20 protein-coding genes are annotated in these 16,197 nt (G+C 49.3%); 10 read left to right on the top strand and 10 right to left on the bottom strand.

Annotated elements, in window-relative coordinates; all coding sequences use genetic code 11:
- Positions 1-152: 152 nt before the first annotated feature.
- From GC178_15695 to GC178_15660, 8 genes are all read left to right on the top strand, one after another.
- Positions 153-419: a hypothetical protein gene (locus GC178_15695; GenBank protein ID MBI1289011.1), complete on the top strand. Its 267-nt coding sequence runs from the start codon at positions 153-155 to the stop codon at positions 417-419.
- Between the two features lie 111 nt (positions 420-530).
- Positions 531-1,688 (top strand): UDP-N-acetylglucosamine 2-epimerase (non-hydrolyzing), encoded by a 1,158-nt coding sequence (locus GC178_15690; protein ID MBI1289010.1) that lies wholly within the window; start codon positions 531-533, stop codon positions 1,686-1,688.
- Positions 1,688-3,007, top strand: a complete 1,320-nt coding sequence (locus GC178_15685; GenBank protein ID MBI1289009.1) for a hypothetical protein — start codon at positions 1,688-1,690, stop codon at positions 3,005-3,007. The genes GC178_15690 and GC178_15685 overlap by 1 nt, the downstream gene beginning before the upstream one ends.
- Positions 3,008-3,124: 117 nt before the next feature.
- Positions 3,125-3,775 (top strand): uracil phosphoribosyltransferase, encoded by a 651-nt coding sequence (locus GC178_15680; GenBank protein ID MBI1289008.1) that lies wholly within the window; start codon positions 3,125-3,127, stop codon positions 3,773-3,775.
- An 82-nt stretch (positions 3,776-3,857) separates the two neighbouring features.
- Positions 3,858-4,277 carry a hypothetical protein gene (locus tag GC178_15675; protein MBI1289007.1) on the top strand — a complete coding sequence of 140 codons (420 nt, stop codon included), beginning with the start codon at positions 3,858-3,860 and terminating at the stop codon, positions 4,275-4,277.
- 62 nt (positions 4,278-4,339) lie between these two features.
- Positions 4,340-4,555 (top strand): DUF2281 domain-containing protein, encoded by a 216-nt coding sequence (locus tag GC178_15670; GenBank protein ID MBI1289006.1) that lies wholly within the window; start codon positions 4,340-4,342, stop codon positions 4,553-4,555.
- Positions 4,552-4,920: a PIN domain-containing protein gene (locus GC178_15665; GenBank protein MBI1289005.1), complete on the top strand. Its 369-nt coding sequence runs from the start codon at positions 4,552-4,554 to the stop codon at positions 4,918-4,920. Before GC178_15670 ends, GC178_15665 begins: the two co-directional genes overlap by 4 nt.
- The gene (locus GC178_15660; protein MBI1289004.1) at positions 4,917-5,621 is read left to right on the top strand and encodes a noncanonical pyrimidine nucleotidase, YjjG family; all 705 of its coding nucleotides are present in this window, start codon (positions 4,917-4,919) and stop codon (positions 5,619-5,621) included. Before GC178_15665 ends, GC178_15660 begins: the two co-directional genes overlap by 4 nt.
- Positions 5,622-5,902: 281 nt before the next feature.
- On the opposite strand, the gene GC178_15655 is transcribed toward GC178_15660, so the two are convergent.
- The 6 genes from GC178_15655 to rsfS are packed head-to-tail and all read right to left on the bottom strand — an operon-like array spanning position 5,903 to position 10,493.
- A complete protein-coding gene (locus GC178_15655) occupies positions 5,903-6,271 on the bottom strand; it encodes a hypothetical protein (GenBank protein MBI1289003.1) in 369 nt (122 codons plus the stop codon).
- A gap of 36 nt (positions 6,272-6,307) precedes the next feature.
- Positions 6,308-6,967, bottom strand: coding sequence for a phosphatidylserine decarboxylase family protein (locus tag GC178_15650; GenBank protein MBI1289002.1), 660 nt, complete (start codon positions 6,965-6,967; stop codon positions 6,308-6,310).
- Between the two features lie 35 nt (positions 6,968-7,002).
- The gene (locus GC178_15645; protein MBI1289001.1) at positions 7,003-7,830 is read right to left on the bottom strand and encodes a phosphatidate cytidylyltransferase; all 828 of its coding nucleotides are present in this window, start codon (positions 7,828-7,830) and stop codon (positions 7,003-7,005) included.
- Positions 7,814-8,014 (bottom strand): DUF2007 domain-containing protein, encoded by a 201-nt coding sequence (locus tag GC178_15640; protein MBI1289000.1) that lies wholly within the window; start codon positions 8,012-8,014, stop codon positions 7,814-7,816. The genes GC178_15645 and GC178_15640 overlap by 17 nt, the downstream gene beginning before the upstream one ends.
- A 12-nt stretch (positions 8,015-8,026) precedes the next feature.
- A complete protein-coding gene (hflB, locus tag GC178_15635) occupies positions 8,027-10,096 on the bottom strand; it encodes an ATP-dependent zinc metalloprotease FtsH (GenBank protein ID MBI1288999.1) in 2,070 nt (689 codons plus the stop codon).
- A 19-nt stretch (positions 10,097-10,115) separates the two neighbouring features.
- On the bottom strand, positions 10,116-10,493 hold the full coding sequence (rsfS, locus tag GC178_15630) for a ribosome silencing factor (protein ID MBI1288998.1): 378 nt from the start codon (positions 10,491-10,493) through the stop codon (positions 10,116-10,118).
- A 51-nt stretch (positions 10,494-10,544) separates the two neighbouring features.
- On the opposite strand from rsfS, the gene GC178_15625 reads away from it, so the two are divergent.
- Complete coding sequence (locus GC178_15625) at positions 10,545-11,300, top strand: biotin--[acetyl-CoA-carboxylase] ligase (GenBank protein ID MBI1288997.1); 756 nt, start codon at positions 10,545-10,547, stop codon at positions 11,298-11,300.
- 31 nt (positions 11,301-11,331) lie between these two features.
- Here GC178_15625 and GC178_15620 read toward each other — a convergent pair whose 3' ends face one another.
- Positions 11,332-11,976 carry an orotate phosphoribosyltransferase gene (locus tag GC178_15620; protein MBI1288996.1) on the bottom strand — a complete coding sequence of 215 codons (645 nt, stop codon included), beginning with the start codon at positions 11,974-11,976 and terminating at the stop codon, positions 11,332-11,334.
- Between GC178_15620 and GC178_15615 the strand changes: the two genes are divergently transcribed.
- A complete protein-coding gene (locus GC178_15615; GenBank protein MBI1288995.1) occupies positions 11,969-12,583 on the top strand; it encodes an NUDIX domain-containing protein in 615 nt (204 codons plus the stop codon). The genes GC178_15620 and GC178_15615 overlap by 8 nt on opposite strands.
- Before the next feature lie 39 nt (positions 12,584-12,622).
- On the opposite strand, the gene GC178_15610 is transcribed toward GC178_15615, so the two are convergent.
- From GC178_15610 to GC178_15600, 3 genes are all read right to left on the bottom strand, one after another.
- Entirely contained in the window at positions 12,623-14,044 is a 1,422-nt protein-coding gene (locus GC178_15610; protein ID MBI1288994.1) for a redoxin domain-containing protein, read from the bottom strand.
- Positions 14,041-14,505 (bottom strand): pantetheine-phosphate adenylyltransferase, encoded by a 465-nt coding sequence (gene coaD / locus GC178_15605; GenBank protein MBI1288993.1) that lies wholly within the window; start codon positions 14,503-14,505, stop codon positions 14,041-14,043. The genes GC178_15610 and coaD overlap by 4 nt, the downstream gene beginning before the upstream one ends.
- A 150-nt stretch (positions 14,506-14,655) precedes the next feature.
- Positions 14,656-16,011, bottom strand: coding sequence for a saccharopine dehydrogenase (locus GC178_15600; GenBank protein ID MBI1288992.1), 1,356 nt, complete (start codon positions 16,009-16,011; stop codon positions 14,656-14,658).
- Between the last annotated feature and the right edge of the window lie 186 nt (positions 16,012-16,197).

Below are 16,197 nucleotides of genomic sequence, written 5' to 3'. Positions count from 1 at the left end.
CCTTTGCTTTGACCTGTTCATACTCCTTTATCAGAAAACGGAACTTCTCCAGGTAGTTCCGTTGAAGGGTCATGTCATTGGTGTTTATTCGCATAACAGAAACCTAAAGTTTTGTTACCGAATTAGTTGACTTTTACAGCGCCAACGCGGTAATCGGAAAGGAGAATATTTCAAAAGGTGGTGTTTCGGGAACCACCGTTGACCCGAAAGTCGTGTTCAAAATGGCGGTGCAATTCCCTGCTTCGGCCATCATTTTGGCGCATAATCATCCATCTGGACAACTGAAACCCAGCCAGGCAGATCACCAACTTACCCGCAAATTGAAGGAAGCTGGAAACGCCCTTGACATTCCCGTTCTGGACCACCTCATCATTGGTGAACGGGATTACTTTAGCTTTGTGGACGAAGGTGTGTTTTAGGTTGCGAATTGAATACGAATTTTCGAATTCGCATCTGGAATCGTTGGTTCAGCACGCATTCGCCATATTCGCATTTATTCGTAATTCGTATCAGCAAAAGATACTCTCTGAGTGAAAAAACTACTGACCATTATTGGAGCGCGGCCGCAGATAATCAAAGCAGCTGCGCTGAACCGAGCCATACAGACCAAGTTTGCGGACCAACTGACCGAAGTGCTGGTGCATACAGGGCAGCATTACGACCATGGCATGTCGGATGTGTTCTTTGAGGAAATGGGGATTCCGCAGCCCGACCACCAATTGGGAATCGGTTCTGGAAGCCACGGCAAGCAGACAGGAAAGATGCTGGACGAAATTGAGGGTGTCATCAATTTGGAGAAACCTTATGCATTGGTCATTTATGGCGATACCAACTCGACTTTAGCAGGTGCTTTGGCCGCAGCCAAAATTCATGTTCCTGTCATTCATATTGAAGCGGGATTACGATCCTTCAACAAACGGATGCCCGAGGAAGTGAACCGCATTACGGCCGACCACTGCTCTACCCTGCTCTTCTCACCCACCAAAGCGGGAATCAGAAACTTGGAGAAAGAAGGATTCAGGTCATTGAGTGATGCCAAGAAATTTGGGAAGGCCGACATTGACAATCCGTACGTGTTCCATTGTGGCGACCTGATGTACGATAACACGCTTTTCTATTCCGCGAAAGCTGATGAGTACGAACCGCTGTTCGCGAAGCATGGAATTGACCAAGGCAATTATATTCTTTCCACCATTCATCGCCCACAGAACACGGACGACATCAATGTGCTTGCGGGTATTCTCACCGCATTGAATGACATTTCCCTTGAGAATAATCTGCACGTGGTGCTACCGCTTCATCCGCGTACCGCAAACATGATCGCCAAGGCCGATGATGCGCGGATAAAAAAACTTCAAGAGAATCCGAACCTCAAGATCATTGATCCTGTCGGATTCTTGGAGATGATTCTTCTGGAGAAAAATGCCCAACTGATAATGACGGACAGCGGTGGTGTGCAAAAGGAAGCCTTCTTCATGCAAAAGCCGTGCGTCATCCTTCGGCCTGAGACCGAATGGACCGAAATCGTAGAGCAAGGCTGCGCAGTACTCGCAGGCTCTTATCCGCAGAAGATAAAGGCAGGCTTTGAGCATTTCCGTTCTCATAAGGAACTTCAATTCCCTCATATCTTCGGGAATGGAACCGCAGCCGAATTCATCTGTCAGACCATTATTGACAACCTGAACTGATGCTGATCTACAGCCACAGTATCACTTCGCGCGTCCGTTACATATTCCATGTGATGCTGGGCGACATGCTCGGGTTGGAGGTTTCCTTCACGAGTAAGAAAGAGGAATTTGTGGCTGCAGCAGGCCCAAAACTGAGCTACACGCATAGCCGATCGGCCGATGAGATCCATTTCCGTTCGCTTGGGCTGCTGCACGAAACGGGTGTGAAAGACCAGAGCATCCGCATTTCGGAGAATGAGCATGGCAAGTATTTCTTCGCGCACAACTCGCAAGATGCCGCGCTGAACTTCGATGTGTTCGGGGCGGCCTTTTTTCTGCTTTCGCGATATGAGGAATGTCTGCCACACCTTCGCGACAAATACAACCGTTTTGAGGCTTCGGCCAGCATCGGTTTCAAACACGGCTTTCTCACCGAACCGTTGGTTGACCAATGGCTGCTGCGCATTCGGGATATTCTGAGTGCCAAGTATCCCGAACTCACCTTCAAAAAGCGCAGGTACACGTTCATTTCCACCATTGATATCGACAACGCTTACGCTTACCGGAACAAGGGATTCATGCGTACCATCGGTGCATTCGGGCGTGCCATCCTGAAAGGAAAGCTGAAAGAGGTTTTTGAACGGACGCAGGTATTGTTGGGAACGAAGACCGACCCGTACGACACGTACGATTTTCAATTGGCGGTGCAACAGAAGTACGATCTGCGCACCATCTACTTCTTCCTTCTGGCAGATTATGGTGTGAACGACAAGAACGTTCCGTACTACAATTTGCAATTCCAATCATTGATCAAGCACTTGGGCGATTACGCGGAAATCGGCATTCATCCAGGGTTCAACTCCAACCAGAAGAACGACAAACTGAAAACCGAGAAGAAACGGCTGGAACAGATCATCCATCGGCCTGTGATCAAAAGCCGCCAGCATTTTCTCATTCTGCATTTGCCGCACACATATCAGCGGTTGGCGGAGAATGACATTACCGAGGACCACTCCATGGGCTATGCCGAACACATCGGTTTCCGAGCTGGAACCTGCACGCCTTACCGCTTTTACGACCTCGATCTGGAAACCCCCATGGATCTGACCGTTTACCCCTTTGCGGTGATGGAGGCCACGCTCAAGTACTACATGAAACTCCAGCCCGAAGAGGCCAAAAAACACATTACCGAATTGGTGAATAAAGTGCGAGCGGTTGACGGAACCTTCATCGGTCTTTGGCACAACGAGACGCTGAGCGGCCGCGACATGTGGCATGGTTGGCGCGATGTGTTCATTCACATGGTGAAGGAAGCCAACGAATCGGACGCGTTCCGTTGAAAAACTGTTCAAAGGTTCTGTTAAAATTGTCTTATTCCCGAACAGAAGTCACATGGGGGCGGTTCTCATCTTGTATATTTAAACGGTGATTTCAAACCCCTTTTCAATCCTACTAAAATGACGAAGATCCTTGGCGGCCATGGTTCGCTTTTCGACCAGTTTATCGGAGAGATACGCAACGTGGATGTACAGAACGACCGCATGCGTTTCAGACGGAATCTGGAACGGATCGGTGAGTTGATGGCCTACGAGATAAGCAAGGAACTGGAATGGAAAACGGGAACGGTGACAACCCCATTGGGCGAGGCCGAACTTCCGCTCAGTACGGAGCAGCCTGTGCTGGCCACCATCCTGCGGGCAGGATTACCCTTGCACCAAGGGCTGCTCAATTACTTCGACCATGCCGACAATGCCTTTATCTCTGCGTACCGCATGAACCATCAGGAAGACGGTTCGTTTGATGTGAAGGTGGAATACCTCGCCAGCCCATCGGTTGAGGGAAAAGTGGTGATCCTCTCCGACCCCATGCTTGCCACAGGTGCCTCCATGGTGCTGGCACACAAAGCATTGCTAAAGCGGGGCCACCCGAAACATGTGCATGTGGTGGTGGCCATTGCAAGCCGCGAGGGAATGGAATACTGCCAGCGGCATCTGCCAAAGAACTGTTCGCTGTGGATAGGTGCGTTGGACGAGGAACTGACGGCACACTCGTATATCGTGCCAGGGCTGGGCGATGCGGGTGACCTTGCTTACGGAAGCAAGGAATGATCGGACGAATGGTGGAACTTGAACGGATCTGAGGCGTAGAGGAAGGCGAAAAGAGTTGGAGAAAGCATTGCAAATACTGTTGGTGGTCATCCTTAGCGCGACCAAATTCCTGACAGCCCCCATTACATCCCTCAACATCGGTTTCGGTTACCTCGAAACCCTGCTCATCACCTCCTTCGGAGGACTGATCGGTGTGGTCTTCTTCTTCTACCTCAGTTCCGGCATCATGGCGCTCATTGCCAAAATGAGTTCTACAAAGGCAAAGAAACCGACCACCAAGGTCAAGCGGAAATTTACGTGGAAGAACAAACTCATTGTGCACGTGAAACGCGAGTACGGCCTCATCGGATTGGCAGCGGTCACGCCCATTTTCCTATCCATTCCATTGGGAACATTCTTGGCCGCACGCTATTTCAGAAACGCCAAGCAGGTCATCATTTACCTCTCAGCCTCGGTCATTGTGTGGTCGGTGATCGTTTCTTCGGTGGTCATCATATTCTGACAACTTTGCCATCACATCTTCGTTTATGAAAATGTATCTTTCCATTTGAACAGCTAATTGTCATGAACATTGACTCCGTAAAAGTTGAACTGATAGACTGGATAGCCCAGTTGAACGATAAGAACTCCATTAACCGAATTCTCACCTTGAAAAAGAAACTGACCCCAAGTGGGCACAGATCGGAAAAACGGATTTTCGGTTCTGGGAAACATCTTATCGAATTCATAGCAGACGATTTTGACGAACCGTTGGATCAGTTCAAGGACTACACGAAATGAACTACCTGCTCGATACCCACGTACTGCTTTGGATAATGACGGGTGATAAACGGGTTGACCCAGCCATGCTTGATAAGATCGAAGATCCACGGGCAACCGTGTATATCAGCAATGCAAGCCTTTGGGAGATCGTGATCAAAATGAGCATCGGAAAACTGAAATTGAACTGTAGCCTCTTTGAACTGAGAGACTACCTTTTGGAACGTGGTTTCCATATCCTTGAATTCGATTTCAACGACCTCCATACACTTGAAAAACTCCCATTCCTGCACCAGGACCCATTTGATAGAATGATCATTGCACAGGCAAAGTCCAAAGAGTTGGAGCTGATGACCAACGACCGACAGGTTGCATCTTATTTATGATCGGTTTGAAGCAAATCAAACACGTATTCTTCGACCTCGACCGCACGCTCTGGGATTTTGAGACCAACTCTGAGGCCACCCTCAAAGAACTGTTTGCGGAATTCAAACTCACCGAGAAACTGGGTGTTTCAGCCGATGCGTTCATCAAAGAGTACAAGCGCATCAACGAGCTGTTCTGGAACGATTACCGCACGGGCACAATAAAAAAGGAGGAGTTGCGCTACGCGCGATTCGAGGCTGCGCTCCGGTTCTTCGATCATGAAGACAGCCAGATGGCGGCCGACATCGGGGAGCAGTACATCTGGCGAAGCCCCCGCAAGACCGCGCTGGTGGATGGCACCATCGAAGTGCTGGAATACCTACGGCCCAAGTACAACTTGCACATCATTACCAACGGGTTTGAGGAAGTGCAGCACATCAAGATGACGGGGTCAGGGCTCGACCCATATTTCATCCACCAGATAACATCCGAAGCGGCCGGGGCACGCAAACCGAGCATACAGGTGTTTGAGTATGCGCAGGACCTGACGGGTGCGCGCGCGGACAACAGCATCATGATCGGTGATCACCTGGAGGCCGATGTGGAAGGCGCACTCAACGCGGGATGGAAAGCCGTGTTCTTTGAACCCAACCGATCACGGATAACAGACCAAGAGTTCCTCCACATCATTCACCTCTCCGAACTGAAAGACATTCTCTGACGGGTTCCGACCCATATATCCGTACGAAAATGTGGTACGGAACTTATTACAGCCCATAAATCCGTACGAAACAATAGTTCGGAACATATTTAAACCCATATCTCCGTACGGAACAATGGCTCGGAACATGTTATAACCTACATATACGTACGAACATGTGGTACGGAACATCTTCCGAAGAGCCTATTGAACGCATTGAACGCGCTGAGCGGGGCTACGCATAGGTTATTTGAAGCAAATATCCTGGTGCAAGAGAATACAAGACGTGCGGTAAAAACCGTTTACCCTTTGATGATGCGCTCGGCATCCTCTTGACGCACAAGCACACGATTGCCTACGCCCCAACCCTGCATATCTCCGAACAGCACGGCTCTGAAGAGCGCATCTGCCCGCACATTCTTTGCCTCGGCAAAACGTCCTATCCAAACAAGTGACGTGTGCGGTGGCATGGCTGGCGGCCACTGAAAAGTTTCGGCCTTGGGTGTTGAAGGAACGTGCCGTTGACTGAAGGGAGATGCTGTGGCATCGATCACATACAGCCCATCGATGCGCGTATGTGCGATCTTGCCCCGTTCAATGCGCTCGATGATGGTGCGGTTGACCACACCGCAGGCGCGGGCGTAGTCGGCCACCAGCATCCAATGTTTCATTTGGGTGAATGTGGATGGATTGGCCTCCATAACCGATCAGATCTCTGCCAGTACGCTGATGCCGCCCTGTACCTTCTCCTCCAGTTCCACTTTTATCTTGGCATCGAGCGGAAGGAAGAGGTCTACGCGCGAGCCGAATTTGATGAAGCCGAGCTCATCGCCCTGCTTCACATCATCGCCCTGATGGCAGTACCAAACGATGCGCCTGGCCACAAAACCCGCTATCTGGCGGATGAGTACCGAGGGGCCGAACTCCGTTTCGATGACCACCGTGTTGCGCTCGTTCTCCGTGCTCGACTTGGGATGCCATGCCACCAGAAACTCGCCTGGATGGTATTTGGCATACGCGATCTTGCCCGAAATGGGATAGCGGTTGAGGTGCACATTTAGTGGTGACATGAACACCGATACCTGAATTCGTTTCTCGCCATTGAAGTATTCGGGTTCTTCCACTTCCTCTATGGCCACCACGCGGCCATCGGCAGGGCAAACAATGCTGCGCGATGAGATGACGAGGTTGCGCTTGGGGCTTCGGAAGAACTGCAAAAAGATAAGGAAGATGATGCCGCCACCGATGCCCACCACGTAGTGCAGCCATATCATCTTCGGAAAGATGTAGATCACACCGAAGGTGATGCCCAATACGGCAATTGCCAGCAGCGTTAGCATGCGGTAGCCTTCTTTATGGATGGTCATTCTTGCCATGCGGGCGCAAATTTACGCTTTGGTGTTCAGAGAAATATCTTGAGGTAGACGAATGCGAACGGGGTGGCCAGAACAATGCTGTCCAGACGGTCGAGCACGCCACCGTGGCCAGGCAGCAGCGTACCGCTATCCTTGGCACCCACGTTACGTTTCAGGAGGCTTTCCACCAGATCGCCATAGATGCCTGCCACCACCGAAACGATGGAGAGGCCGATCCATTCCCACACGGAAAGGAAATCGAGAAACTGGGAAAAACCGATGGCAAAGCCAATGCTCATCAGCAGACCACCAATAGCACCTTCCCAGCTCTTTTTGGGGCTGATGCGTTCAAAAAGTTTGTGTTTCCCGAAGGCCGACCCTGCCAGGTACGCACCCGAATCGCTACTTAGAATAAGCATGAGCCAGCCTACGAAGAACAACGGGTTGTAACCGATCTCATCGTTCGGATGAATGATATTGATGAGCAGCGTTACAGGAACGGCCACGTAGATGATGCCCAAAAATCCGTGGGCGATATTGGTGAACGGGTCTTCGCGCTTGCGGTAGAGTTCTATGGGAAGAATGAGGAACAGGCACAGCAGCGGAAAGAGCAGAAATTGCTCCGACAGGCCGAAGAACGTGAGCAATCCATTGCCGACAAACATGCTGATGCCTAACAGATAACCCGTGAACCGCTGTGGTTTGAAACCGCCCTTGTCCACCAGATCGTAGAATTCGCGAAGCCCCATGTACAGCGCAAAGGCGAACAGCACCATGAAACCGATCTCTCTTCCGAGGAACAAGGCTGCGAGAAAGATGCCGAACACGATCAGTCCGACAACGATTCGTTTGGCAAGATCAGGCATCTTGTTCATCCAAAATCCTTTTGGCACGGATCACCTCATCCTGCGGCACGTAAAGTTCCGCTTCTCCGAACAGATATGATGAATCCTGTTTATTGATGATGACCGCGTTGATGTTCTCAGACCGAAGCAATGCGAGCTTCAGTTCTGCTTGATGGTTTGATGTAGCTAATAGTTTGACCCAACCTTTTTCCAAGTAGGCAATTTATCAACTTTCAGGCAATGAACCGTCCGTTTTGGGTGTCTCGGCCCCCACTTCGGCAGGATCTTCCTCTGGTCCCTTGTCCAACGGTTTCATATCCGCAAGCGGCTTGGCCTCCTCTTCCTTCTCCCATTGGCGCTTGCCGAAAATGATCTCCAGATTCTCCTTAAAGATCACCTCTTTCTCCAGCAGTTCCTCCGCCAACTTCTGCAACTTGTCCTTGTTCTCACTCAGAATCTTCTTGGTGCGTTCGTAAGCTGCCTCCACGATCTGGTGTACTTCATCATCAATGGTTTCGGCTGTCCGCTCGCTGTAAGGCTTGTTGAACGTATACTCGCTCTGACCTGAAGAATCATAGAAACTGATGTTCCCGATCTTGTCGCTCAGTCCGTACACCGTTACCATGGCGTACGCCTGTTTGGTCACTTTCTCCAGATCGCTCAGTGCTCCTGTAGATACTTTTCCGAAGATGATCTCTTCGGCCGCACGACCACCCAATGCAGCACACATTTCATCCAACATCTGCTCTTTGGTGGTTATCTGTCGCTCTTCAGGAAGGTACCATGCCGCACCCAAGGAACGTCCTCGCGGAACGATGGTCACCTTGATCAATGGCGATGCATGCTCCACCAACCAACTCACAGAAGCATGCCCTGCCTCGTGGTAGGCGATCACCTTCTTCTCTTCCTTGGAGATGATCTTGTTCTTCTTCTCCAATCCACCTACAATACGGTCAACAGCATCAAGGAAATCCTGCTTTTCAACTGTCTTCTTGCCTTTTCGCGCAGCGATAAGAGCAGCCTCATTACACATGTTGGCAATGTCAGCACCAGAGAAACCAGGTGTCTGCTTTCCGAGGAACTCTACATCCACGTCCTTATCCAGTTTCAATTTCTTGAGGTGAACTTTGAAGATGGCAACACGCTCAACCACATCTGGCATATCCACCAAGATCTGACGATCGAAACGACCTGCACGCAAAAGCGCACGGTCCAGAATATCCGCGCGGTTGGTGGCTGCCAAAATGATGACCCCGCTGTTGGTTCCGAAACCATCCATTTCGGTCAAAAGCTGATTCAGCGTGTTCTCGCGCTCGTCATTCGCGCCCTGTGAAATGCTTCTACCTCGGGCACGGCCAATGGCATCTATCTCATCAATAAAGATGATGGCAGGAGCTTTCTGCTTGGCCTGTTGAAAGAGGTCGCGGACACGACTGGCACCAACACCCACAAACATCTCCACGAAATCGGAACCTGAAAGTGAGAAGAATGGTACTTGTGCCTCCCCAGCAACAGCCTTGGCAAGCAAGGTTTTCCCCGTTCCTGGAGGACCTACAAGCAACGCCCCTTTCGGAATCTTCGCACCGAGGTCGGTATATTTCTGAGGGTTCTTCAGGAAGTCAACGATCTCTTTGATCTCCACTTTCGCTTCTTCCAGTCCAGCAACATCATCAAAGGTCACGTTCACTTTCGCTTCGCCTTCGAACAGCTGCGCCCGCGATTTACCGATATTGAAGATCTGTGCCCCAGCACCGCCTCCGCCTCCCATTCTGCGCATCAGGAAGATCCAAACGCCAATAATGAGTACGAACGGCAACAGCCACATCACAGAATCGCCCCAGTTCTGGTGCGTCTCTGCGCTTGTTGTGAACTGCTGTCCTTCGGGCAGTTTTGCCTTTACCTCCTTGATGGTATTATCGAAATTCTGAATCTCTACGATCTGGTAATAGAACTGCGGGCCAGAACCGAAACCGAACGAATGTTCCCGAAATTTCTTGTAATCATCCTTCGCTTTCAGCGAGTCGGTTTTGATGTAGATCTCCGCGTACTCCTTATTTACGATGACCAGTTTCTGCACGTCACCAGACGAAAGCAGTTCGGTAAACTGTTCATCGTTCAACTTATTATCGCTCTTACCAAGGTCGGGCAGAACCGACATGGCAATGAATGCTATGGCAATGATCACATACACCCAGTAGAAGTTGAAATTGAAATCGAACTGATACTTCGGTTTCCCCTTCTTACCGTCCTTGTTGTTCTTACCGTCCTTGTTGTAGTTCTTCTCTTTGTCAGACATAATTCAGATCTGTTTAGGCTTAAGCCACCTCACTATATTCTTTCACAATTGCATCGGCCCAAAGCCCTTCAATATTGTAATGTTCCCTCACGGAACGCTGGAAAATGTGTACGACCACATTCACGTAATCCAGTAACACCCATTCGCCATTGGTTGTTCCCTCAACATGCCAAGGTTTGTCCTTTATGGCTTTGCGAACCTCCTCTTCCACGCTTCTTGCCAATGCATTCACATGCGTGTTCGAATCGCCCGTACAGATGACGAAAAACTCTGTCACCGCATTTTCAATTCCACGAAGGTCGAGTGATACGATTTCCTTCCCCTTTTTCTCTTGCAGACCGTTAACTATTTCTTCAACGAGCCGCTCGGTCTGTGCCTTGCGGGATGATTTCTTCATTCAGGGTGTTTAGAATTCGCAAATTTACCATTTAAAATTCCTTGAAAGTTGATGCAAACCCTGTTCATCGGTGGTCACACCATTCATTTGGAAACGGTCGACTCGACCAACAATTATGCCCGCCAACTTGTTCGCGACAAAATGCCCGTTGAAGGCACCCTCATTGTGGCAGATGAACAGACCGCAGGTCGAGGTCAACGCACCAATTCGTGGGTAACCGAACCAAATCTGAACCTGACATGCAGCTACATTCTGCGTCCTGTCTTTTTGGCAGCGAAAGACCAGTTCATGCTAAGTGCATCTGTGGCATTGGCAGTATTCGATCTGATCTCTGAGATTTTGAAGGAAGAAACGGTCAAGATCAAATGGCCGAATGATATTCTTGTGAACGGGAAAAAGATCGCTGGCATTCTCATCGAGAATTCGCTGCGCGGAACGATCTTGGATCACAGCATTGTCGGTATCGGCATCAATATCAATCAGACCGATTTTCCTGACGGATTGAACGCCACTTCGTTGAAAGCCATCTCAAAACAACAATTCGGGTTGGATGAACTGATTCCTGTTCTGAATTCAAAATTGGAGAAACGCTACCTGCAACTGCGACCAGGGCAACATCAGCCGATTCTCAGCCAATTCAATCAAAACCTCTTCGGGTTTGATGAAGAAAAAATGCTGACCGTGAACGGAACTGAAGGCTCGTTTAGAATTCTTGGCGCGTGGCCTTCAGGCGAATTGCAATTGGAAGATGCCAATGGCCGAAACTCATTGCATCAACACCACGAGATCGTTTGGAATCTTGGGTAGAGACGCGATAAATCGCGTCTCTACAATTTATTTATGATTTCCAAGTTGATGGGGACTTGCGCCATTCGGTCAGTTGCTCCAGATCACCTTCAGAAACATAACCCGAATCCACCGCCAACTTCACCAATTCCGAATAATTGGAAAGCGTGTAGATCGGACAATTGGCCTTCTCGAAGTTCTCATCCGCATTGGCAAAACCGTAAGTAAAAATGGCCACCATTCCCAGCACGGTTGAAGTGGTTTCACGCAAAGCTTCCACCGCTTTCAAACTGCTTCCGCCTGTGGAAATAAGGTCTTCAACCACCACCACTTTGCTGTTCTCTGGCAGGTAACCTTCTATCTGGTTTCCCAAGCCGTGCTCTTTTGGTTTCGGACGAACATACACGAACGGCAGACCCAGCTCTTCGGCCACCAAAATCCCAATGGCAATGGCACCGGTAGCAACTCCAGCAACCACCTCCGCATTCGCAAATTTCTCCTTCACGCCCTGCGCCAACCCTTTTGCGATCAACTTCCGAACTTCAGGATAGGAGAGTGTTTTGCGGTTATCGCAGTAAATGGGCGATTTCCAGCCTGAAGCCCACGTGAACGGGGCACTTGGTTGAAGCTTCACCGCCTTGATTTTTAGCAGTTCATTGGCTACCTTTAAAGCCAAATCTGAGTTCAAAATGTCCATGGCGCAAAGCTATAAAGTTTTCATCGGAGGGTCGGTTCTACACATAGGGAATGAAGCCGAAACCGAGTCAGTTTTCAACAGGAAATTGACCGACCCGAAGCATGAGGATTGGGCAGGTATTTTGGAGGAATTGGAGCGGAGAAACGTTTCCATTCTGGTAACAGGAGATTCGCTTGACAATTGGCAGAGCTTCTGTTCCCATTTCAAGTTAATCGAAGCCGCAGGTGGTCTGGTGAGCAACTCAGATGGCAATTGGCTTTTCATTCACCGCAACGGCATGTGGGACCTTCCCAAGGGAAAACTCGAAATGGGCGAACGCATTGAACAATGCGCGGTGCGTGAAGTGGCGGAAGAATGCGGCATCGAAGAACCGACCATCGTTAAATCCTTAACCCCAACCTTCCATACCTATGAATTGAAAGGACACCGCGTTCTGAAGAAGACGTTATGGTATCTGATGAAAAGCGATGACGGCTCAGCATTGGTTCCTCAGACGGAAGAAGGAATCTCGGAAGTGAGATGGGTTTCTGCGGATGAGGCCAGGAAATTGGCGGAACAGTCTTATGGTTCCATCAAACAAGTAGTGACCGAAGGGCTTTCATTATAAAGTCGTCAACTTTCAGAAAGTTGACGACTTTCCGTTTGTCTATTTCCCAACACCCGAACGTCCTTTCGCTTTCAGCTTCTCACTCAGCGACATCAACTCACCTTGCGCCCCGCGGCTCGGTTCTTTGGCAGGAACGCTGTAGAATTTTCCATCAGGGTCGATGATAAAGAAAAGCGGCAGGCTTTTGATGTCATAATCTTCCATGATGGAGCTGGACATTTCCACTCCTCCAAACTCCCAATTAATGTTCATTTGTCTTTGAAGGGAACGCATCTCAGCTTCTGAATTCCCCACACAGACCGTCACAAAACGGATATTCCTGAACTCATCTTTCAGGTTGGGGATGACATTCGTTTCGCGCTGACAATAGCCGTTGGTAGCGTCCGTCAACTCCAGAAAAACATAGGTTCCCTGAAAGTCTGAAAGGTTCTTTTCTGTCCCATTCAGGTCTTTGAAAACGATGTCTGGTGCCAGCGTTCCGTTGGAAAGCATTTCGTGCTTGGCTGCCACATTCATGGCCGCATTTCCGAGATACGAATTGGACGAAAGCATGCCAAAATGCTTCAGTGCCGTGATGAGTTCTTCATCCTCAAAATCCTTCTGTCCGAACAGTTCTTCCATTCCAGCGATCAGTACCAATCTCCTGACGGAAACATCCTGTAGTTTCGGTTCCTGAGCCAAAAGCATCTCATCCATCTTGGCGAAAGCCTCTTTTCCGTCAAGCAGCTTTTTGCACTCCTCATGCTTGTTCACCATCGCCATTTTATACACTTCGCCCTGATAGAACTGAAGCAAAAAATCGGTGAACGCAGGATTGTTGAACTGTGTTTGAACACCTTTCAGGTACTTCTGATACAGCCGTTCTCGGTCGTTCAAAAAGGTCTGCTCAACGCCAGCGATCGAGTATTTAATGTATTCCTGCACGAACGGTTCTGCTCCCCTGAACTTCTCCGAAACAGCCTTTTCAAAACCCTTCAAACCATCAGAAACAATGCTGGGACTTTTGCGATTGACCAACACTGGGTAAATCGCCTCCAGAAAACCATCCAACGTATCGTTGAAAGCAATGATCTGCTGGTTCAATTTGGCTGATTTTCCTCCCAAGATCTTCGGAACGAAAAAGTGGCGTTGGTAAAAGGCTTCGGGTTTGTTCGGGTCTTTCGCTGGCGGAACGAACGAAAGCTCGAGGTCTTTGTCACGTTCCATAAAGAAATCGGCACAGTTCTGCCCAACCTGAAGAATGGCATACTGAACCTTATCGCTAACGATCGGTTTCAGCTCAAAACTCCCATCCACATCCACGGTCTGTTTAGCAAGAACGCGCTCTTTTCCACTTACAGGATCATCATTGACCCGAAGTTGAATTTCCTGTCCGATGGCCAATGGCGCTACCCCACGGATAGTCGCGTACTGCCCGCTTGCAAGAAACGGAACCACAAACAGAAACAACAGAAATCTCATACGGTCAGGTCAAGTCCTTCGGGCACGAAACGCGAGGCGTCTCCCCCGTTGATGAGTATATCACGGACAATCGTTGAATTTATTGCGGAATACTCTTGTAAGGAGAGCAAAAAGACCGTGTCGAGGTCTGGATAAAGCGTTTGGTTGATGTGCGCAATGCTGCGCTCGAATTCGAAATCGGCAGAAGTTCTAAGGCCGCGAAGCAAATGTGTGGCCCCCACTTCCTTGCAGTAATCAACGGTCATTCCCAAGTAGGTGTCAACTTTTACTTTCGGTTCATTTCTGAATGTAAAACGGATCATCTCCAACCTGCGCTCCAACGAATACATGTACTTCTTGCTGGAGTTGGTTCCGATGGCGACAATAATTTCATCGAACAGTGGAACTGCTCGCAAAATGATGTCTTCGTGGCCTTTAGTTATCGGGTCGAACGACCCTGGGAATACTGCAATTCGTTTCATGGAAATGATAATGCTTTAGCGCGAAGATACTGATACATGGTTTAGCCACAGAAGCACAGATTTTCACAGAACGGACACAGAGAATTATTTTTCTCTGTGAAATCCTCTGTGCTTTCTGTGCCTCTGTGGCTTTAAAGAATGTCCTGTTAATTAGGTCGAAAATTCATCAACCTGATAGGTCTTCTCCTCAAACTGAATACCGTTGTTCGCCAATTCGTCCAACACGGGTTCGTAAATGTCCTTGGAAATAGGCAGCGAAACGCCTCGTTCCCTGATTGTTCCTTCCAAGATCATCCGCGTGGCAATGGCCAACGGCAACCCGACCGTTTTAGCCATGGCCGTGTGGTGCTGATCATCGCCTTTCACCACCATCGAACTTTCGGTCACAAACTTCTGGCCGTCTTTCACAAACCCGATCTTATGCCACATCACGATCATGTCGCGGTCGTTGGGTTTCATAGCCCATTTCTTCTCCAGAATGTGCTGGAGTATCTGCGCTGGCGTAGCATCTTTCAACCCAACAGGCGTGTTATCGAACAATCCCAACCAACGGAGTTTTTCCATCAGTCGGTCGTCTTGCTCCAACAGAAGTCCAGCACGAACTTTCAATTCCACACTATCAGTCAGACTGAAAGGCAAAAAAGAATTTACGAAATCGCGATGTGTCATACTCTCCGAACCTTCCATAACGTAGCTGTCATCTGTCATACCGAGTTGCACGAACGCGTTCCAACTGCGGCTGAAACCTGGTCTGCGTAGCGTGCCGCGATACAGCGTTTTCACGTCATGCAGTCCATAGACCTCACGGTAGGAAAGGCTATCGCGGTTGGCATAACCCTCAAACTCGCCATGGCCTTCAATGTCGATGTACTCGGTTCTGCGGAACACACGGTGGTACGGAATGTATTTGTACTTGCCGTTGTGAATGAACTTCACCGCCCCGCCCTGACTGGCCAAAACCACGTTGCGCGGGTTCCATGTGAACTTATAATGCCACGGATTGTCATCGCTTTCAGGCGCTACAAGTCCACCCGTGAAGCTTTCGAAATGCTCTACTTTCCCACCATCTGCACGAATCTCATCCAATAGCTTCATGGCAGAGAGATGATCGATGCCTGGATCAAGACCGATCTCGTTCAGAAACAGTAGATTTTTCGCTTCGACCTCCATGTTCAACGCCTTCATCTCCTTCGAGATATAGGAAGCCGTGGTTAGATGCTTGCCAAGTTCCAGGCAATCCTTCGCCACTTCGATGTGCATACTTGCAGGAAGCATACTCACCACCACGTCCGCTTTGGAAACCTCCTCGCGCCTCTGCTCCGCACTGAATACATCGAACTTGAGGGCTTTTCCGCGAGGATGTGAACCAATCTTCTTCTGCGCCAATTCTTCCGAAATATCGCCCACGGTAATGCGCCAATCGAGCGCTTCGGCATGTTGCAGGAAATAGTCAATCAGCGTTGTGGCCGACCGCCCCGCACCTATGACAAGAATGTTCTTCTGCATGGCCTCAAAGGTGAAAAAAACTGTGAAGTGGCCAGTACGCTTTAAGAAACGCGCGTCTCCCTATAACGGATGGCAAGATAATTGAAACCCTTACAAATAAAGGATTGTAGCATGAATTTGATAGCGATACATAGAAAATACAATACACAGAAAAAGTGTATTCAATTACTGGAAGAAATACGCTGG

Source organism: Flavobacteriales bacterium (assembly GCA_016124845.1).
Taxonomy (GTDB): domain Bacteria; phylum Bacteroidota; class Bacteroidia; order UBA10329; family UBA10329; genus UBA10329.
The sequence above is the reverse complement of the archived record's forward strand: the minus strand, read 5'-3'. Positions and strand labels throughout refer to the sequence as shown.

Bases quoted from the DNA above. Each gene is read 5' to 3' on its own strand.
- GC178_15685 (MBI1289009.1), top strand. From the start codon at position 1,688: ATGCTGATCTACAGCCACAGTATCACTTCGCGCGTCCGTTACATATTC.
- GC178_15680 (MBI1289008.1), top strand. From the start codon at position 3,125: ATGACGAAGATCCTTGGCGGCCATGGTTCGCTTTTCGACCAGTTTATC.
- GC178_15670 (MBI1289006.1), top strand. From the start codon at position 4,340: ATGAACATTGACTCCGTAAAAGTTGAACTGATAGACTGGATAGCCCAG.
- GC178_15665 (MBI1289005.1), top strand. From the start codon at position 4,552: ATGAACTACCTGCTCGATACCCACGTACTGCTTTGGATAATGACGGGT.
- GC178_15660 (MBI1289004.1), top strand. From the start codon at position 4,917: ATGATCGGTTTGAAGCAAATCAAACACGTATTCTTCGACCTCGACCGC.
- GC178_15655 (MBI1289003.1), bottom strand. From the start codon at position 6,271: ATGAAACATTGGATGCTGGTGGCCGACTACGCCCGCGCCTGCGGTGTG.
- GC178_15650 (MBI1289002.1), bottom strand. From the start codon at position 6,967: ATGACCATCCATAAAGAAGGCTACCGCATGCTAACGCTGCTGGCAATT.
- GC178_15645 (MBI1289001.1), bottom strand. From the start codon at position 7,830: ATGAACAAGATGCCTGATCTTGCCAAACGAATCGTTGTCGGACTGATC.
- hflB (MBI1288999.1), bottom strand. From the start codon at position 10,096: ATGTCTGACAAAGAGAAGAACTACAACAAGGACGGTAAGAACAACAAG.
- rsfS (MBI1288998.1), bottom strand. From the start codon at position 10,493: ATGAAGAAATCATCCCGCAAGGCACAGACCGAGCGGCTCGTTGAAGAA.
- GC178_15625 (MBI1288997.1), top strand. From the start codon at position 10,545: ATGCAAACCCTGTTCATCGGTGGTCACACCATTCATTTGGAAACGGTC.
- GC178_15615 (MBI1288995.1), top strand. From the start codon at position 11,969: ATGTCCATGGCGCAAAGCTATAAAGTTTTCATCGGAGGGTCGGTTCTA.
- GC178_15620 (MBI1288996.1), bottom strand. From the start codon at position 11,976: ATGGACATTTTGAACTCAGATTTGGCTTTAAAGGTAGCCAATGAACTG.
- GC178_15610 (MBI1288994.1), bottom strand. From the start codon at position 14,044: ATGAGATTTCTGTTGTTTCTGTTTGTGGTTCCGTTTCTTGCAAGCGGG.
- coaD (MBI1288993.1), bottom strand. From the start codon at position 14,505: ATGAAACGAATTGCAGTATTCCCAGGGTCGTTCGACCCGATAACTAAA.
- GC178_15600 (MBI1288992.1), bottom strand. From the start codon at position 16,011: ATGCAGAAGAACATTCTTGTCATAGGTGCGGGGCGGTCGGCCACAACG.